The 15470-nt window shown below is 55.9% G+C and carries 13 protein-coding genes; 8 read left to right on the top strand and 5 right to left on the bottom strand.

Annotation, left to right across the window (positions count from 1 at the left end; all coding sequences use genetic code 11):
* Positions 1 to 58: 58 nt before the first annotated feature.
* Positions 59 to 1342, bottom strand: a complete 1284-nt coding sequence (gene hemL / locus V8L73_RS13640; RefSeq protein ID WP_027274646.1) for a glutamate-1-semialdehyde 2,1-aminomutase — start codon at positions 1340 to 1342, stop codon at positions 59 to 61.
* A gap of 379 nt (positions 1343 to 1721) precedes the next feature.
* Between hemL and erpA the strand changes: the two genes are divergently transcribed.
* Entirely contained in the window at positions 1722 to 2066 is a 345-nt protein-coding gene (gene erpA / locus V8L73_RS13635) for an iron-sulfur cluster insertion protein ErpA (protein WP_027274645.1), read from the top strand.
* A gap of 50 nt (positions 2067 to 2116) precedes the next feature.
* Here erpA and V8L73_RS13630 read toward each other — a convergent pair whose 3' ends face one another.
* From V8L73_RS13630 to mtnN, 3 genes are read right to left on the bottom strand one after another with little or no spacing between them, the layout of a single operon-like run.
* Positions 2117 to 2731, bottom strand: a complete 615-nt coding sequence (locus V8L73_RS13630; protein ID WP_027274644.1) for a TRIC cation channel family protein — start codon at positions 2729 to 2731, stop codon at positions 2117 to 2119.
* 17 nt (positions 2732 to 2748) lie between these two features.
* The gene (gene btuF / locus V8L73_RS13625; protein WP_261832375.1) at positions 2749 to 3564 is read right to left on the bottom strand and encodes a vitamin B12 ABC transporter substrate-binding protein BtuF; all 816 of its coding nucleotides are present in this window, start codon (positions 3562 to 3564) and stop codon (positions 2749 to 2751) included.
* Positions 3565 to 3590: 26 nt separating this feature from the next.
* Positions 3591 to 4295 (bottom strand): 5'-methylthioadenosine/S-adenosylhomocysteine nucleosidase, encoded by a 705-nt coding sequence (mtnN, locus tag V8L73_RS13620; protein WP_347253251.1) that lies wholly within the window; start codon positions 4293 to 4295, stop codon positions 3591 to 3593.
* Between the two features lie 267 nt (positions 4296 to 4562).
* On the opposite strand from mtnN, the gene dgt reads away from it, so the two are divergent.
* The 4 genes from dgt (at position 4563) to V8L73_RS13600 (ending at position 9183) form a co-directional block, all read left to right on the top strand.
* On the top strand, positions 4563 to 6059 hold the full coding sequence (dgt, locus tag V8L73_RS13615; protein ID WP_261832362.1) for a dGTPase: 1497 nt from the start codon (positions 4563 to 4565) through the stop codon (positions 6057 to 6059).
* A 178-nt stretch (positions 6060 to 6237) separates the two neighbouring features.
* Positions 6238 to 7392 (top strand): CdaR family transcriptional regulator, encoded by a 1155-nt coding sequence (locus V8L73_RS13610; RefSeq protein WP_027274640.1) that lies wholly within the window; start codon positions 6238 to 6240, stop codon positions 7390 to 7392.
* Between the two features lie 200 nt (positions 7393 to 7592).
* Positions 7593 to 8348: a hypothetical protein gene (locus V8L73_RS13605; RefSeq protein WP_347253250.1), complete on the top strand. Its 756-nt coding sequence runs from the start codon at positions 7593 to 7595 to the stop codon at positions 8346 to 8348.
* 115 nt (positions 8349 to 8463) lie between these two features.
* The gene (locus tag V8L73_RS13600; protein WP_347253249.1) at positions 8464 to 9183 is read left to right on the top strand and encodes a type 1 glutamine amidotransferase; all 720 of its coding nucleotides are present in this window, start codon (positions 8464 to 8466) and stop codon (positions 9181 to 9183) included.
* Between the two features lie 66 nt (positions 9184 to 9249).
* Here V8L73_RS13600 and garD read toward each other — a convergent pair whose 3' ends face one another.
* Entirely contained in the window at positions 9250 to 10812 is a 1563-nt protein-coding gene (gene garD / locus V8L73_RS13595) for a galactarate dehydratase (protein WP_347253248.1), read from the bottom strand.
* A 544-nt stretch (positions 10813 to 11356) separates the two neighbouring features.
* On the opposite strand from garD, the gene V8L73_RS13590 reads away from it, so the two are divergent.
* The 3 genes from V8L73_RS13590 to gudD all read left to right on the top strand — a co-directional run bounded on the left by V8L73_RS13590 (position 11357) and on the right by gudD (position 15467).
* Positions 11357 to 12706, top strand: a complete 1350-nt coding sequence (locus V8L73_RS13590; protein WP_036023863.1) for an MFS transporter — start codon at positions 11357 to 11359, stop codon at positions 12704 to 12706.
* Positions 12707 to 12723: 17 nt separating this feature from the next.
* On the top strand, positions 12724 to 14058 hold the full coding sequence (locus V8L73_RS13585; protein ID WP_261832366.1) for a glucarate dehydratase family protein: 1335 nt from the start codon (positions 12724 to 12726) through the stop codon (positions 14056 to 14058).
* 68 nt (positions 14059 to 14126) lie between these two features.
* Positions 14127 to 15467 carry a glucarate dehydratase gene (gene gudD, locus V8L73_RS13580; protein ID WP_261832367.1) on the top strand — a complete coding sequence of 447 codons (1341 nt, stop codon included), beginning with the start codon at positions 14127 to 14129 and terminating at the stop codon, positions 15465 to 15467.
* Positions 15468 to 15470 lie beyond the last annotated feature (3 nt).

The raw sequence follows: 15470 nt of genomic DNA, 5'->3' as shown, positions 1-15470 counted from the left end.
AGCAAGAAGGCCGCGTCAAACAACGCGGCCTTTCTCTTATGGAGAGTATGGTTAGCGCTTACGCCAGCTTCGCAAAGCAGCGCTCGGCGGCGCTGATGGTTTTCTGGAGGTCTTCTTTTGAGTGCGCCAGCGACATAAAGCCGGCCTCAAAGGCGGACGGCGCCAGATAGACGCCTTCTTCCAGCATCAGGTGGAAGAACTTCTTGAAGCGTTCGACGTCGCACTTCACTACGTCCTGATAGCAGGTCACGGTGTCGGCATCGGTAAAGAACAGGCCGAACATGCCGCCCACGTGGTTTACCACCAGCGGAATGCCCTGGCGCTTAGCGGCTTCAAGCAGCCCGTCTGCCAGCATTTGAGTGCTTTCCGCCAGCTGTGGGTAAATGCCCACGTCGGTCAACTGGCTCAGGCAGGCGTAGCCTGCGGCCATGGCTATCGGGTTGCCGGACAGGGTTCCCGCCTGATAGACAGGACCGGTTGGCGCCAGCGCGGCCATCACGTCGCGGCGGCCGCCGAACGCGCCGACTGGCATGCCTCCGCCGATGATTTTGCCTAAGCAGGTCAAATCCGGCTTTACGTTATAGTGGGCCTGGGCGCCGCCCAGCGCTACGCGAAAGCCTGTCATGACTTCGTCAATGATAAGCAGCGCGCCGTACTGGTCGCACAGCTTGCGCAGGCCGGGCAGGAAGTCCGGCTGGGGCGGAATGCAGTTCATGTTACCTGCGACCGGCTCAACGATAATACAGGCGATTTCTTCAGGGTGTTGTTCAAACGCCTCACGAACGGAGCTCAGATCGTTATAGGTACAGGTTAGCGTATGCTTGGCGAAGTCAGCGGGGACGCCCGGCGAGTTGGGCTGGCCCAGCGTCAGCGCGCCGGAGCCGGCTTTGACCAGCAGGCAGTCGGCGTGGCCGTGGTAGCAGCCTTCAAACTTGATGATTTTGTCGCGACCGGTAAAGCCGCGGGCCAGGCGGATGGCGCTCATGGTGGCTTCGGTACCGGAGTTGACCATCCGGACCATGTCCATGGAGGGCACCAGCTCGGTCACCAGCGTAGCCATTTCAACTTCCATTTCCGTCGGGGCGCCGAAGCTCAGGCCCTGCGTAACGGCTTCAATAACCGCATCGCGGATGACGTCATTGTTATGGCCCAGAATCATTGGCCCCCACGATCCCACGTAGTCAATGTAGGCTTTGCCATCGGCATCATAAAGATAGGCGCCGTCGGCGCGTTCAATGAACAGCGGCACGCCGCCGACGCCGGTAAAGGCGCGTACCGGAGAGTTTACTCCGCCAGGGATCACTTTCTGTGCCTGTGCGTATAAATTTTCTGACTTGCTCATAATGGCGGGCTCCTGCCTTAATTATCTGGAAAATCGGGAAACGCCGTCCATTCTAAAAGAACTGTCGTTAAATAACAGCGTCGGATTGTTAATGTTTGTGCCAGGTTAAATAGATTCCGCGTTAAAAGCGGATGCCGGTTCTCTCATCGTGCTTTCGCCTGTTGTAAAATAACAAAATGAGGCGTAGTTTACGGTGTCAAACGGCCCGCAGGGCTGCCCCCAAGGTCGGCGAGAACGGTAAACGAATGCGCAGAATACTTGAACGTTTTAGTCAACTATTGGATAATCGTAGCCATTACCGGTTCGCCAACGCAGCGGGCCAGCGCAGGCTAAAATGACCAGCGCAGACTAAAATGAATAGATAAGCCGGAGATAATTGATGAGCGATTCAACAGCACTGCCCTTGGAGTTTACCGATGCGGCAGCCAATAAGGTAAAAGCGCTGATTGCAGACGAAAGCAATCCCGAACTTAAGCTGCGTGTTTATATCACCGGCGGCGGATGCAGCGGCTTCCAGTACGGCTTTACCTTTGATGAAAAGGTAAACGACGGAGATATGGTTATCGAGAAGCAGGGCGTTTCTCTGGTGGTCGATCCGATGAGCCTGCAATATTTGGTCGGCGGCGCGGTTGACTATACCGAAGGGCTGGAAGGCTCCCGTTTTATCATTCAAAACCCGAATGCCAAGAGCACCTGCGGATGCGGATCGTCGTTTAGCATCTGATACAGTTTTTAGACTTTTACTGAGAAAGCACGGCATCGCCGTGCTTTTTGCTATTTTTCCAAGCTAAACGTCGGCAGCTTGAGGCTCCAACGAATCGCCGCCAGGCGGATCGCCAGAGTAATAATCATGCCGATGTAGGCTGCGTCATCCAGATCGAGGCGGAAAAAGTAGTAGCCTGTTGCATGGATTGAGCCGCCTATGATGCAGGCCGTGGCGTAGACCTCGGTTCTAAGTATCATCGGGACTTCCCGCGCCAGCACGTCGCGAATGATGCCGCCGCCAACGCCGGTCAGCACGCCCATGCAGGTTGCCACCAGCGGGCCGGTTCCTGCTGCGAATGCCTTATTGACGCCGATGCCGACGAAAACCGCGAGCCCGATGGCGTCCAGCACCGGCAGGATCCACTTGGGAAGCGTGCGGGGATGGCGTACGAGCACGATGGTAGCGACGCAGGTGACCAGCGCCACTACCAGATCGGTGGGATCCTTAACCCAAAACGCCGGGCCGTTAGCCAGCGCCATATCGCGAATCGTCCCACCGCCGACGGCGGTCACGACGCCCAGCACCAGCACGCCGAAGGGATCCATCCGCAGCTTTCCCGCTAAAAGAACGCCCGAAATGGCAAAGACCGATGTTCCAAGTATGTCCAGCCAGTAAACCAGCATTTATCAGTGCTCCAATCCTATGAACCAGATGAAATTTGCGAAAGCTTTTGGCATACCGCCTCCGCGGCCAGCATAATCCTTGGGCCGCTGCGGTTAAACCAGTCTTCAGGGACGCTAATAATGGGGACCTCGAGCTGGCCGCGCCAAAACGCCCTGACGTTCTCTTCCTGCGAGCCGTCGCCGGCAATCAGGATAGCCTCCGGCCGACGCGCCAAAACCTGCTCGCGGCTTACCTGCGGCCAGGGCGCCGGGCTGTCGGCAAAGACGTTTTTTCCTCCGCACAGGGAAACCACCTCGCTTTGCAGCGTTTTTCCCGATGCGGTAAACAGCGGCTGATTGCTGAACTGAAGAAAGACGTTTATCGGCGGCGCGTCCGCCTTTTTATAGCGTTTTTCCAACGCGGCTTTTTGTTCCAGCAGCTTCTGCGCCGCCTGCTGCGCCTCTTCCGGGTGCGGGCTGTAGGGCGCCAGTTGGGAAAGGTCTGCGGCGATACCGTCAATGGTATCGGCGTCGGTATAGACGATAGGAATACCGAACCCGCTAAGCTGGTCCAGCACCTTTTGCGGATTGCCGCCGCGCCAAGCCAGAATCAAATCCGGCTTGAGGGCTAAAACCCGTTCGAGGTTGATGCCCTGCCAGGAAGCAACACGCTCAAGGCGGTTTGCTTCGGGAGGATAGTCAGAATAGTCGCTGGCGGCGATCAGACTGTCGCCAAGGCCTGCCGCGTAGGCAAGCTCGGTCGCGTGCGGCGCAAAGCTGATGACGCGCTCGGCGGCGGCAAAGGCTACCGTGCCGACGAGGCTAAAAACGATAGCCGAGAGCCACCCGGCCAGTTGTACACGCGATGGTTTTGGCCCGATCACGGAGCTTGTTCAGCCAGCTCGGTTAGCATGGTGGTCACCATCAGTGACGACTGCTTGGCGGCCAGCTCAAGAAACTCGTCGAAGCTCTGGTGAGATTCCCGATCGGCGACGTCAGAAATAGCGCGCACGACGACGAACGGCGTGCCGAACTGGTGACAGACGTGTCCGATAGCGGCGGCTTCCATTTCAACGGCGATCGCCTGAGGGAATACGCTGCGAATGCGGGCCAGAGGTTCGGCGCCGTTAATGAAGGCGTCTCCGCTGCACACCAGTCCCTTAACGGCGTTCAGCTCACAGCGGCGAATGCAGCGTTCGGCAAGGCCGATAAGCGCGACGTCGGCGCTAAAGGCGGCGGGGCAGCCGGCCATTTGGCCCGGCTCGTAGCCAAACGCCGTAACGTCGGCGTCGTGGTAGCGAACCTCGTCGGAAACGACGATATCGCCCACCTTCAGCGACGGCGACAGGCCGCCGGCGGAGCCGGTATTGATGATGGCATCCGGACGGCAGAGTTCCAGCAGCAGCGCGGTGCCCATGGCCGCAGCGACTTTGCCGATGCCGGACTTCAGCAGCGCAACCTCGACGCCGTTCAGGCGTCCGGTATAGATTTCGCATCCGGCGCGCCGTAGGGTGGTCATGTTTTCAATCTGTGAACGCAGCAGGGTTACTTCCTGCTCCATTGCGCCAATAATGCCTACTTTCATGGTGTCTGTCCGTCATCTTCTGTGTATAAACGTGGCCGGTAGTCTAACATGCTAATAGAAGAAATTAAGCTCCCCCTCATGCAGAGTTTTTCGACCGAGATGTTCCTTTTATCCTGTTGCGGATAATGTATGATGGTTTGCGGAGCACTTTTTCAGCAATGATATAAAAGCGTTTTACTTTTCATCGAGATAACGTCGCTATTTTTGGCGCTATTGCCAAAGGCGCTGAAAGTAAAGCAACGGCGTTAGCGCAGACTAGGAAAAGCCATGTCCGGGATCGATTTTTCTAAACGAATCAGGGTTCAACGTCCTTTTAGTTCCTCATCCGCCCCAGAGGGCGAGTACGGCATTACTCGCCAGTTTGAAAGCGATCGCGGACGCATCATCAACTCCGCGGCAATCCGTCGGCTTCAGCAGAAAACGCAGGTTTTTCCTCTGGAGCGCAACGCCGCCGTACGCAGCCGATTGACGCACTCAATGGAGGTCCAGCAGGTTGGCCGCCACATCGTCAAAGAGATCCTCAATCGGCTCAAAAAGGCGGGGAGAACGCAGGAGCTGGGGCTGGAAAACCTGTTTGACGCCTTTGAAAGCATCGTGGAAATGGCCTGCCTGATGCACGACGTAGGGAACCCTCCCTTCGGGCACTTCGGCGAAGCGGCCATCAACAACTGGTTTCGTAAGCACCTGCGCGACGGCGCGGGCAAGCTGTGCGTTTATCCCTGTCTGCGCCTGGAGGATGAACAGCCGGAGCTCAATCAGCTGCGGCTGCGGGTGTGTCAGGACCTCAGTAACTTTGAGGGCAACGCGCAGGCCATCCGGCTAGTCCATACGTTGCTGAAGCTCAACCTCACTTACTCCCAGGTCGCCTGCATTTTAAAATATACCCGGCCGGCCTACTGGTCCGGCGAGGTGCCGCCGCAGTATGGCTATCTGATGAAAAAACCTGGCTACTATATGGCCGAGGAGAACTTTGTATCCGAGCTGCGCTACCAGCTGGGCATGGAAGGGTTCAACCGCTATCCGCTGACCTACATTATGGAGGCGGCTGACGATATTTCTTACTGCATCGCCGATCTGGAAGATGCGGTGGAAAAGAATATTTTGACCGTCGATCGGCTTTACGAGCTTTTGAAGAAGTCCTGGGGAGATGTGGCGGAAGGCGACCTGTTTGATAAAACCATCGGCGGTGCGCTGCGCAAGGTCGAGCAGGGCAGCGGCCATCGCCACAGGGAAGATCAGTTCTTTATGTATCTTCGGGTCTTTACCATCGGGCAACTGGTGCCGAGGGCCGCCGAGAGGTTTATCAACCACCTGCCGGCAATTTTCGAAGGCAGCTTTAATCAGGCGCTGCTGGAGGGAGGAGACGAGGCCTTTAAGCTGCTCAGCGTCTATAAAGACGTCGCGCTGACCTATGTGTTTAGCCAGGATGAGGTTGAACAGCTTGAGCTTCAGGGGTATCGGGTTATCAGCGGCCTGTTGGATATCTATAGTCCGCTTCTGGATATGCCGTTGGCCGACTTCAACCAACTGGTGAAAGAGAATCGCCACCGCGGCTACCTGATAGAAACCCGCCTCTACCATAAGCTTTCCACCAAGCACTGCATGGCCTACAAAGAGGCCGTGGCGCAATTAGGGCATTTACCTGAAGCACAGCGGGAAATTCGGGAGTTTTATTTTCGCGCCCGGCTGATTCAGGACTACATCAGCGGCATGACCGATTTGTACGCCTATGACGAATATCGGCGGCTAATGGCTGCGGATTAACTGCCTTTAGGCGGGCGTCAGCGCGGCGCCCGCTTTCGTTTTTTCTTCCTACGCGTTGATATTTGTGATTATTCCCTCACTTTGAATAAATAGAGCGCAATCTTGTGCAATTGCACAATGCGCAGATCATTCACTCCGATTAGTCTGGGCGGGTTAAGCGCGTTGTAAGGATACCGCCATGTCTTTTTACCACCTTGATGCCAAGCTCGCCCAGGACATCGTCAGCCGGACGATGCAGATTATTGATAGCAATATCAACGTAATGGATGCCAAGGGGAACATCATCGGCAGCGGTGACGCCAATCGCATCGGTGAGCTGCACGAGGGGGCGCTGTTGGCGCTGTCGCAGGGGCGTATTGTAGAAATCAACGACGCGGTCGCCGCCAGCCTTCAGGGCGTCAGGCCTGGCATTAACCTTCCGCTTCGGGTTGAGGGCGACATAGTTGGCGTTATCGGTCTGACCGGCGATCCCGACCTACTGCGTCAGCACGGGCAGTTGGTCAGCATGGCGGCGGAGATGATGTTGGAGCAGGCCCGGCTGCTTAACATGCTGGCGCAGGACAGCCGAATGCGGGAAGCGCTGGTGCTGAACCTTATTCGCAGCGATGAGCTGCCAGCGGCGTTGACTGACTGGGCTCAACGGCTGGGAATCGACCTGGCGCAGCCGAGGATCGTGACCCTTATCGAGCTGGAAAGCGGTCACCTTGGCGTCGAGGTGTCGATGACTGAACTACAACAGATGCAGGCGCTGCTTACGGCTCCCGATCGGGACAACCTTATCGCGATTGTGTCGCTTAATGAGATGGTGGTGCTGCAACCGGCTTTAAACTCTCACGGGCGCTGGGATGCTGACGAACACCGCAGGCGAGTAGACGCCCTGCTGCAGCGCGTCTCTGAGAATACCCGCCTTAAGGTCAGCGTGGCGCTTGGCAACCATTTTTCCGGGCCGGGAAGCGTCGCTCGCTCCTACAGTACGGCCAAAGCCGCGATGTCAGTCGGCAAAAAGCGGATGCCTGAGCTGCGCTGCTACTACTATCAGGACCTGATGCTGCCGGTGTTGCTCGACAGCCTGCGCGGTGGCTGGCAGGTGAATGAACTGAATCGCCCGCTAATCAAGCTCAAGGCGATGGACAACAACGGCCTGCTGCGACGCACCCTGCTGGCGTGGTTTAAACACAACATGCACCCTGGCGCTACGGTAAAGTCGCTCTATATTCATCGAAACACGCTTGATTATCGCCTTAATCGTATTTCCGAGATTACAGGGCTTAATTTGAAAAAGTTTGACGATCATATGCAGCTGTATATTGCGCTACAGCTGGATGAAGAATAGCGTTTTACCAAGAATCTGAAGCCAGCGGCTTTCTCGTGGGTTCTTTTTTCTTTATACCGTTAAAAAACCTTATTATTTCCTCTTTATTCTCCCTTCCTATTCCGCTTTAATACGGTGCTAATTGATATTTTTGAATATATATCAATGTGGCCTGTGGCCTCCATCGTTTATGGGAAGAATATAATTGAAGAGGGAGCTCTATGGTAAAAACGTTTTCCAACATCATGCCCAGATCGGTATTTTGTGCGCTGGGAAACTGGTCATCCGCTGAATTTTCTGTATTAAAAAAGGCAATAGGGCAAGCGGGATTTGAGTTTGATGAAACCTTTTCTGGATTAGAGCATGACGACCGAATGCCCAATTCCTTTGAGGTCTCTGCGGATCTGGTCCACTATTCATTTACCGAAGAAGACCTGCGGGCCATTGAAAGCCACGGCGGCGTCGCCTATTTTTTAGCGCCCAGAGTAAAACGGCGCGAAGATTTAGAACCTATGATGACGAAGTCGCTGATTTTTATTAAACGCCTGTTTAATGAATTCGGCGTTACGGCGCTTAAAGCCGAAAGCCAAGGCATCGCCCATGGCCGGTCGCGTTGGGTGGCCTTAAGCGAATCTTGCGCCAATGCGCCTTCTCGGTCGTGCCTGTATTACGCGTTTGTTAGAAGGCCGATTGGCACCGAATACGGCCTTCACAGCTGCGGCCTTCATCTTTTCGGGCTGCCGGACGTGCTTTATAGTTATGACGCTACGCAGGAGTCCGCTGAAGATGCGTCAAAAAATATAGACAGCATCGCCAATATCGTTTTTAAAGCCAACGGTAATTTTGAGGATATTACTCAGGAAATAAACGCCTCTGAGCTAGCTAAACGTAATTCCAGACTTATTGAATGTAAATTCTATGAAGAGGACGCCTTTTTATATAACCCTTATGGGTATATTTATGTTTATGATGAGTAACAGTGGCGTGCGCTATTTTATCAAAAGTTATTTAGCATATTTCCCTTCAAGTCTTATGGGCAAAAGTATTGTCTAAAAGGGAATTAACGAGCCAATCATCAGGAGGCAATAAGCGGTGCGAATTCATTTCATTATTCACGAATCCTTTGAGGCGCCCGGCGCCTATGAGGACTGGGCTAAAATGCGCAGTCATTCCGTCAGCCGCTCTCGAATCTATGAAGGAGAGCGCTTGCCGGAGTCGGTTGCGGATATCGACATGCTGATCGTAATGGGCGGCCCCCAGTCGCCGAGCACCACGATGGCGGAATGCTCTTACTTTGACGCTGAGGCGGAAAAGGCGCTGATATCCAAGTCTATCGCCGCCGGTAAGCGGGTGCTGGGCGTTTGTTTGGGCGCTCAGCTGGTCGGCGAAGCGATGGGGGCGCGCTTTGGGCACAGCCCGGAGAAGGAGATTGGCAAATATTCCATCGCGCTAACCGAATACGGATTGAGCAACGACAGATTTACCCACTTTGGCAAAACGATAGACGTCGGCCACTGGCACAATGACATGCCCGGCCTGACGCCTGAAGCAAAAGTGATTGCCTACAGCGAAGGATGTCCGCGGCAGATCGTCGAATACGATGATAACGTCTACGGCTTTCAGTGCCACCTAGAGCTCACGCCGGAAGTAGTGGAACTGCTGATCGCCAATTCGACCGGCGACCTAAGCCGCGCCGATGAGTTCAAATTTGTTCAGACGCCGGAGGAACTGCGCCGTAACGACTATCGGGAGATGAACGAGGCGCTTTTTGGTTTTCTGGATAAGTGGGTAGCCGGTTTTTCTGCGAGATAAATTTTCCTGATCCTGTCTGTTTAAAAACGGCCCGTTGCGGGCCGCTTTCTCTCTTTGATTAAACCATCAGGTCACTGGCGCCGGGTTAAACACCGCTAGCGCGTTGTGCAGCCCCCATCGATCGGACCACGGTTTTTTGCGGCCGCTGGCGACGTCCAGCAGCAGGTGGAACAGCTCCCAGCCTACGTCTTCGATGGTTGCTTCGCCGGTGGCGATGGTGCCCGCGTCGATGTCCACCAGATCAAACCAGCGCTTCGCCAGCGCGCTGCGGGTCGACATCTTGATCACCGGTACGGCGGCCAGACCGTAAGGCGTACCGCGCCCGGAGGTAAATACCTGCAGCGTGATGCCGGAAGCCAGCTGCTGGGTGCCGCAGACGAAGTCGCTGGCTGGCGTGGCGGCGTAGATAAGCCCGCGCTTGGTCGGGCGCTGGCCCGGCGACAGCACTTCCACAATGGCGCTTTTGCCCGACTTGGCGATCGAGCCCAGCGCCTTTTCCACCACGTTGGCCAGTCCGCCCTTTTTATTACCCGGCGACGGGTTGGCGCTGCGGTCGGTTTTACCGCTGTCGAGATAGTTGTCGTACCAGGCCATCTCTTCCAGCAGGCGCTTGCCGACCTGCTCGTCGACGGTGCGCGGCGTCAGCAGATGCACGGCGTCACGCACTTCGGTCACTTCAGAGAACATGACCGTTGCGCCGGCGCGCACCAGCAGGTCGGAAGCGAAGCCTACTGCCGGGTTGGCCGTGACGCCGGAGAACGCGTCGCTGCCGCCGCACTGCATGCCGACCACCAGCTCGGACGCCGGACAGGTTTCCCGCGTTCTGGCATTCAGCCTTTGAAGGTGAATTTCTGCCACCCGCATAATCTCTTTAATCATGGCGCCAAAGCCGACGTGCTGCTCATCCTGTAGGCGAACGATCGGGCTGTCTTTGAGAATGATTTTTTGCGTATCCGGCGTGCCTTCCAGCAGCCTCTCCGGCTGAAGCTTTTCGCAGCCGAGGCCTATTACCATCACTTCGCCGCCGAAGTTGGGGTTCAGCGCCAGGTTATGAATAGTGCGGATCGGCACGACGGCGGCGGGGGCGTTGATGGCGACGCCGCAGCCGTAAAGGTGATTCAGGCCTACGACGCCGTCAACGTTGGGGTACTTGGGCAGCAGGTCGCGCTCGATAAGTTTGACCACGTAGTCAACCACGCCGGCCACGCACTGAACGCTGGTGGTGATGCCCAGCAGGTTTTTGGTGCCGACGCTGCCGTCCGCATTGCGATAGCCCTCGAAGGTATAGCCTTCCAGAGGGGGAAGGGGGGCGGGAACGTGGGTCGCCAGAGGCAGCGTTTCCAGCGCCGGCGCTTCGGGCAGCGTGACCAGAGACTCTTCTATCCAGCCGCCTTGGGGAATATCTTTCACGGCATAGCCGATGATTTCGCCGTAGCGAACGATGGCCTCGCCTTCGGCGATGTTAACCAGCGCCGCCTTGTGCCCTTGGGGAACGTGCTCCACCAGCTCAAGCCCGCAGCTAAAGCGAGTGCCGGCGGGAAGTCCGTTATCATTGACGACGATCGCTACATTGTCCCGCTCGTCGACTTTAATATAAAGCGGCGTCGAGAGGCTATTCTCTTTATTCATTGTAGATACCTTCATTCCATTAAATAAATGTGATCGGGCTATCATTAAAAGCCATGCCCGTAGCGGCGCGTGAATTCTTTTCTATTTTTCAATTATGTCCTGACAATATATCTACTTCCAAAAATTAAAAATAACAATAGCTATTTTTATGACGTATTCGTAGCGTGTTTAATAAATCAAACAATATGTGATGAGTTTCACCTTTCCGCACTAATTCCCTATTTGTTTATCATGTTTTAATGGTGCTTCAATTCAATGATTTTACTTAGTATTTACAGTTTTTAGGTCGTTTTTAGGCTAAAAAATGGCCCAAGTTACATAAATCATTGGGCATATGCCCAATGACCCGTTTTATGCATAGCCAGTAGTATTCCCTCAGCGGAACCGTGAATTCTTATTTTTCTATTTTCTTATTTCTTGGCGGGGAAATAAATCTGAGCGGAATAGTATTACCACCAGAAATTATTTTCATCCAATGGGGTTGTTAACTAACAGAATTAAAACGATTGGATAGGGTAAATAACTTTATCTATAGGAGAATAACATGGAGTCTATTAATTCAGCGACAAGCGCCAGCGTGAGTGGGGTAAAACCCACCCGCGTGCGTTTCTGGATTGTTGTCATGCTGTTTGCGGTGACCGCAATTAACTACGGCGACCGCGCGACGCTGTCAATTGCCGGAGCGCCGATGTCCTCCTCGCTGGGACTTGACGCCGTCGGTATGGGTTACGTTTTTTCAGCTTTCTCATGGGCCTACGTATTAGGCCAGCTGCCGGGCGGCTGGCTTTTAGACCGCTTCGGCTCCAAGCGAGTTTATTTCTGGAGTATCTTTACCTGGTCAACCTTCACGCTGCTGCAGGGTGCCATTGGCTTTCTAAGCGGCATGTGGGCGCTGGTTTTGCTGTTTACGCTGCGCTTTCTGGTCGGCCTGGCTGAATCGCCCTCTTTTCCCGGCAACAGCCGCATCGTCGCCGCGTGGTTCCCCGCGCAGGAGCGCGGCACGGCTGTCGCTATCTTTAACTCGGCGCAGTATTTCGCCACCGTCATTTTTGCCCCCATCATGGGCTGGCTGACCCACGAGCTGGGCTGGCAGTTCGTATTCTACTTTATGGGCGGCTTGGGCATCATCGTCAGCTTTATCTGGGTAAAAGTTATTCATAACCCGAAAGACCACCCGAGCATCAACCAGGGCGAGATAGACCATATCGAACGCGGCGGCGCGCTGACCAATATGGATCAGGCGGGCGGCAAAAAAGACGCCAGTTCCGGCCCGAAGCTAAGCTACGTCAAGCAGCTTCTGAGTTCGCGGATGCTGGTCGGTATCTATATCGGCCAATACTGTATCAACGCGCTGACCTACTTTTTTATTACCTGGTTCCCGGTTTATCTGGTTCAGGCTCGCGGCATGTCAATTCTGAAGGCGGGCTTTGTGGCTTCCGTCCCTGCGCTGTGCGGCTTTGCCGGCGGCATTTTGGGCGGCGTGATTTCCGATTACCTGATGAAGCGCACCGGCTCTGTGACGCTGGCGAGAAAAACGCCCATCGTTCTGGGCATGCTGCTCTCTATTTCGATGGTGTTCTGTAACTATATCGAATCTGAAATGCTGGTCGTCGGCTTTATGGCCTTGGCCTTCTTCGGTAAAGGCATCGGCGCGCTGGGCTGGGCCGTCATGGCCGATACGGCGCCAAAAGAAATAAGCGGCCTGAGCGGCGGGCTGTTCAACATGTGCGGCAACATTTCCGGCATCGTTACGCCTATTGCCATCGGCTATATCGTCTACTCCACCGGCTCGTTTAACGGCGCGCTGATATACGTGGGCGTTCACGCGGCTATCGCTATTTTCAGCTATCTGTTCGTGGTCGGCAAAATTCAACGTATCGAACTTAAGCTGTAATCGGAAAGGAGGCCGCTATGCACACTCAAGACACGCCAAAAATTGTTTCCATGCAGGTCGTTCCGGTTGCCGGCCATGACAGCATGCTGATGAACGTTGGCGGCGCACACGGCGCTTATTTTACGCGAAATATCGTCATCCTTAAGGACAGCGCCGGACATACCGGCGTTGGCGAAGCGCCGGGCGGAGAGACGATCCTGCGCACGCTGCAGGAGGCTGTCCCTCATATAGAAGGGCAGCCGGTCGCCATTCTCAACCGTCTGGTGGACAGGATGCACCAAGGCAACCTGAACGCGGATTATGACACCTTCGGCAAAGGGGCCTGGACGTTTGAACTGCGGGTCAACGCCGTCGCGGCGCTGGAGTCCGCCCTGTTGGACCTGATGGGGCAGCACCTGGGCGTGCCGGTCGCCGAACTGCTCGGCCCCGGCAAGCAGCGGGATGAAGTAACGGTGCTGGGCTATCTGTTCTATATCGGCGATCGCCAGAGGACAGACCTCCCTTATCAGGCGCCGGAAACCGGCAAACACGAGTGGTACCGACTGCGCCATCAGGAAGCGATGGATACCGCGTCGGTGGTTGAACTGGCGGCGGCGGCCAAAGATCGCTACGGCTTTAAGGATTTCAAAATGAAGGGCGGCGTGCTGCCGGGAGAACGGGAGATCGAAACCGTCACCGCGTTGGCTAACGCCTTCCCGGATGCCCGCATCACGCTGGATCCGAACGGCGCCTGGTCGCTGGATGAGGCTATCCGGCTGTGCAAAGGCATGAACCACGTGCTGACTTACGCAGAGGACCCCTGCGGCGCGGAAAACGGCTATTCGGGCCGCGAAGTTATGGCGGAATTCCGTCGGGCTACCGGGCTGCCGACCGCGACCAACATGGTGGCCACCAACTGGCGCGAGATGTGCCACGCCATCATGCTGCAGGCGGTGGATATCCCGCTGGCCGATCCGCACTTCTGGACGCTGACCGGCGCTTCCCGCGTGGCACAGCTGTGCAACGAATGGGGGCTAACCTGGGGTTGCCACTCCAACAACCACTTTGACGTGTCGCTTGCGATGTTTACCCACGTCGGCGCCTCTGCGCCGGGTAATCCGACCGCATTGGATACCCACTGGATCTGGCAGGAAGGCCAGCGCCTGACGAAGGAACCGCTGCAAATCGTCAACGGCAAAATAGCCCTGAGCGATAGGCCTGGGCTGGGCATCGAGCTGGACATGGCGCAGGTGGAAAAGGCGCATGAGCTGCATAAGAAGATGCCGTCCGGTGCGCGAAACGACGCACAGGCCATGCAGTACCTGATCCCCGGCTGGACGTTCGATAAAAAGCGCCCGGCGATGGTTCGCTAACCGCTTCGTATGCGTCGTCTGCGGCGCACGATGAACTGATTTACGCATTGATAATTAAGGTGAATAAAATGATGACCCCGAATTCGACGCCAAGCGTTGTTGAGATGCTGGTAATTCCCGTTGCCGGTCACGACAGCATGCTGTTGAACCTGAGCGGCGCCCACGCGCCTTACTTTACGCGCAACATCGTGATTATGAAGGATAACGCGGGCAATACCGGCGTAGGTGAAGTCCCCGGCGGCGAGAAGATCCGCCAAACGCTTGAAGACGCCAAGACGCTTATCATCGGAAAAACGCTGGGCGAATATAAGAACGTGATGAATGCGGTGCGCGATCGGTTTGCCGATCGCGATTCCGGCGGCCGCGGGCTTCAGACCTTTGACCTGCGCACCACCATCCACGTGGTTACCGCCATTGAAGCAGCCATGCTGGACCTGCTGGGTAAGCATCTTGGCGTAACGGTCGCCTCCCTGTTGGGCGACGGGCAGCAGCGCGACGAAGTCGAGATGCTCGGCTACCTGTTCTACATTGGCGATCGCAAAAAGACGGATATGCCTTATCAAAGCCAGCCTGACGACAGGTGCGACTGGTATCGCCTGCGCCACGAAGAGGCGCTGACGCCGGAAACCGTCGTACGCCTGGCGGAAGCGGCCTATGAAAAATACGGCTTCAACGACTTTAAGCTGAAGGGCGGCGTGCTGGCCGGTGAAGAAGAAGCAGAATCCATTGTGGCGCTGGCCAAGCGCTTCCCGCAGGCGCGCATCACGCTGGATCCGAACGGCGCCTGGTCGCTGGATGAAGCCATCCGTATTGGCAAGTATCTGCGCGGCTCTCTGGCCTATGCGGAAGATCCGTGCGGTGCGGAACAGGGGTATTCCGGCCGTGAAATTATGGCGGAGTTCCGTCGCGCCACCGGCCTTCTGACCGCCACTAACATGATAGCCACCGACTGGCGCCAGATGGGGCACACTATCCAACTGCACTCTGTCGATATCCCGCTGGCCGATCCGCACTTCTGGACGATGCAGGGCTCGGTTCGCGTGGCGCAGATGTGCCACGAGTGGGGGCTGACCTGGGGCTCTCACTCCAACAACCATTTTGACGTGTCGCTGGCGATGTTTACTCAGGTCGCCGCCGCCGCGCCGGGCAAAATCACCGCTATCGACACCCACTGGATCTGGCAAGAGGGCAACCAGCGCATTACCAAAGAGCCGCTCAAGATTGAAGGCGGCATGGTGCAGGTGCCGAAGAAGCCGGGGCTGGGCATCGAGATTGATATGGACCAGGTGCTTAAGGCCCACGAGCTGTATAAAAACATGGGGCTGGGCGCACGCAACGACGCCATGGGAATGCAGTATCTGATCCCCAACTGGACGTTTGACAACAAGCGTCCGTGCCTGGTGCGTTAATCC

It is taken from the genome of Leminorella grimontii (assembly GCF_039789245.1).
Taxonomy (GTDB): domain Bacteria; phylum Pseudomonadota; class Gammaproteobacteria; order Enterobacterales; family Enterobacteriaceae; genus Leminorella; species Leminorella grimontii.
The sequence above is the reverse complement of the archived record's forward strand: the minus strand, read 5'-3'. Positions and strand labels throughout refer to the sequence as shown.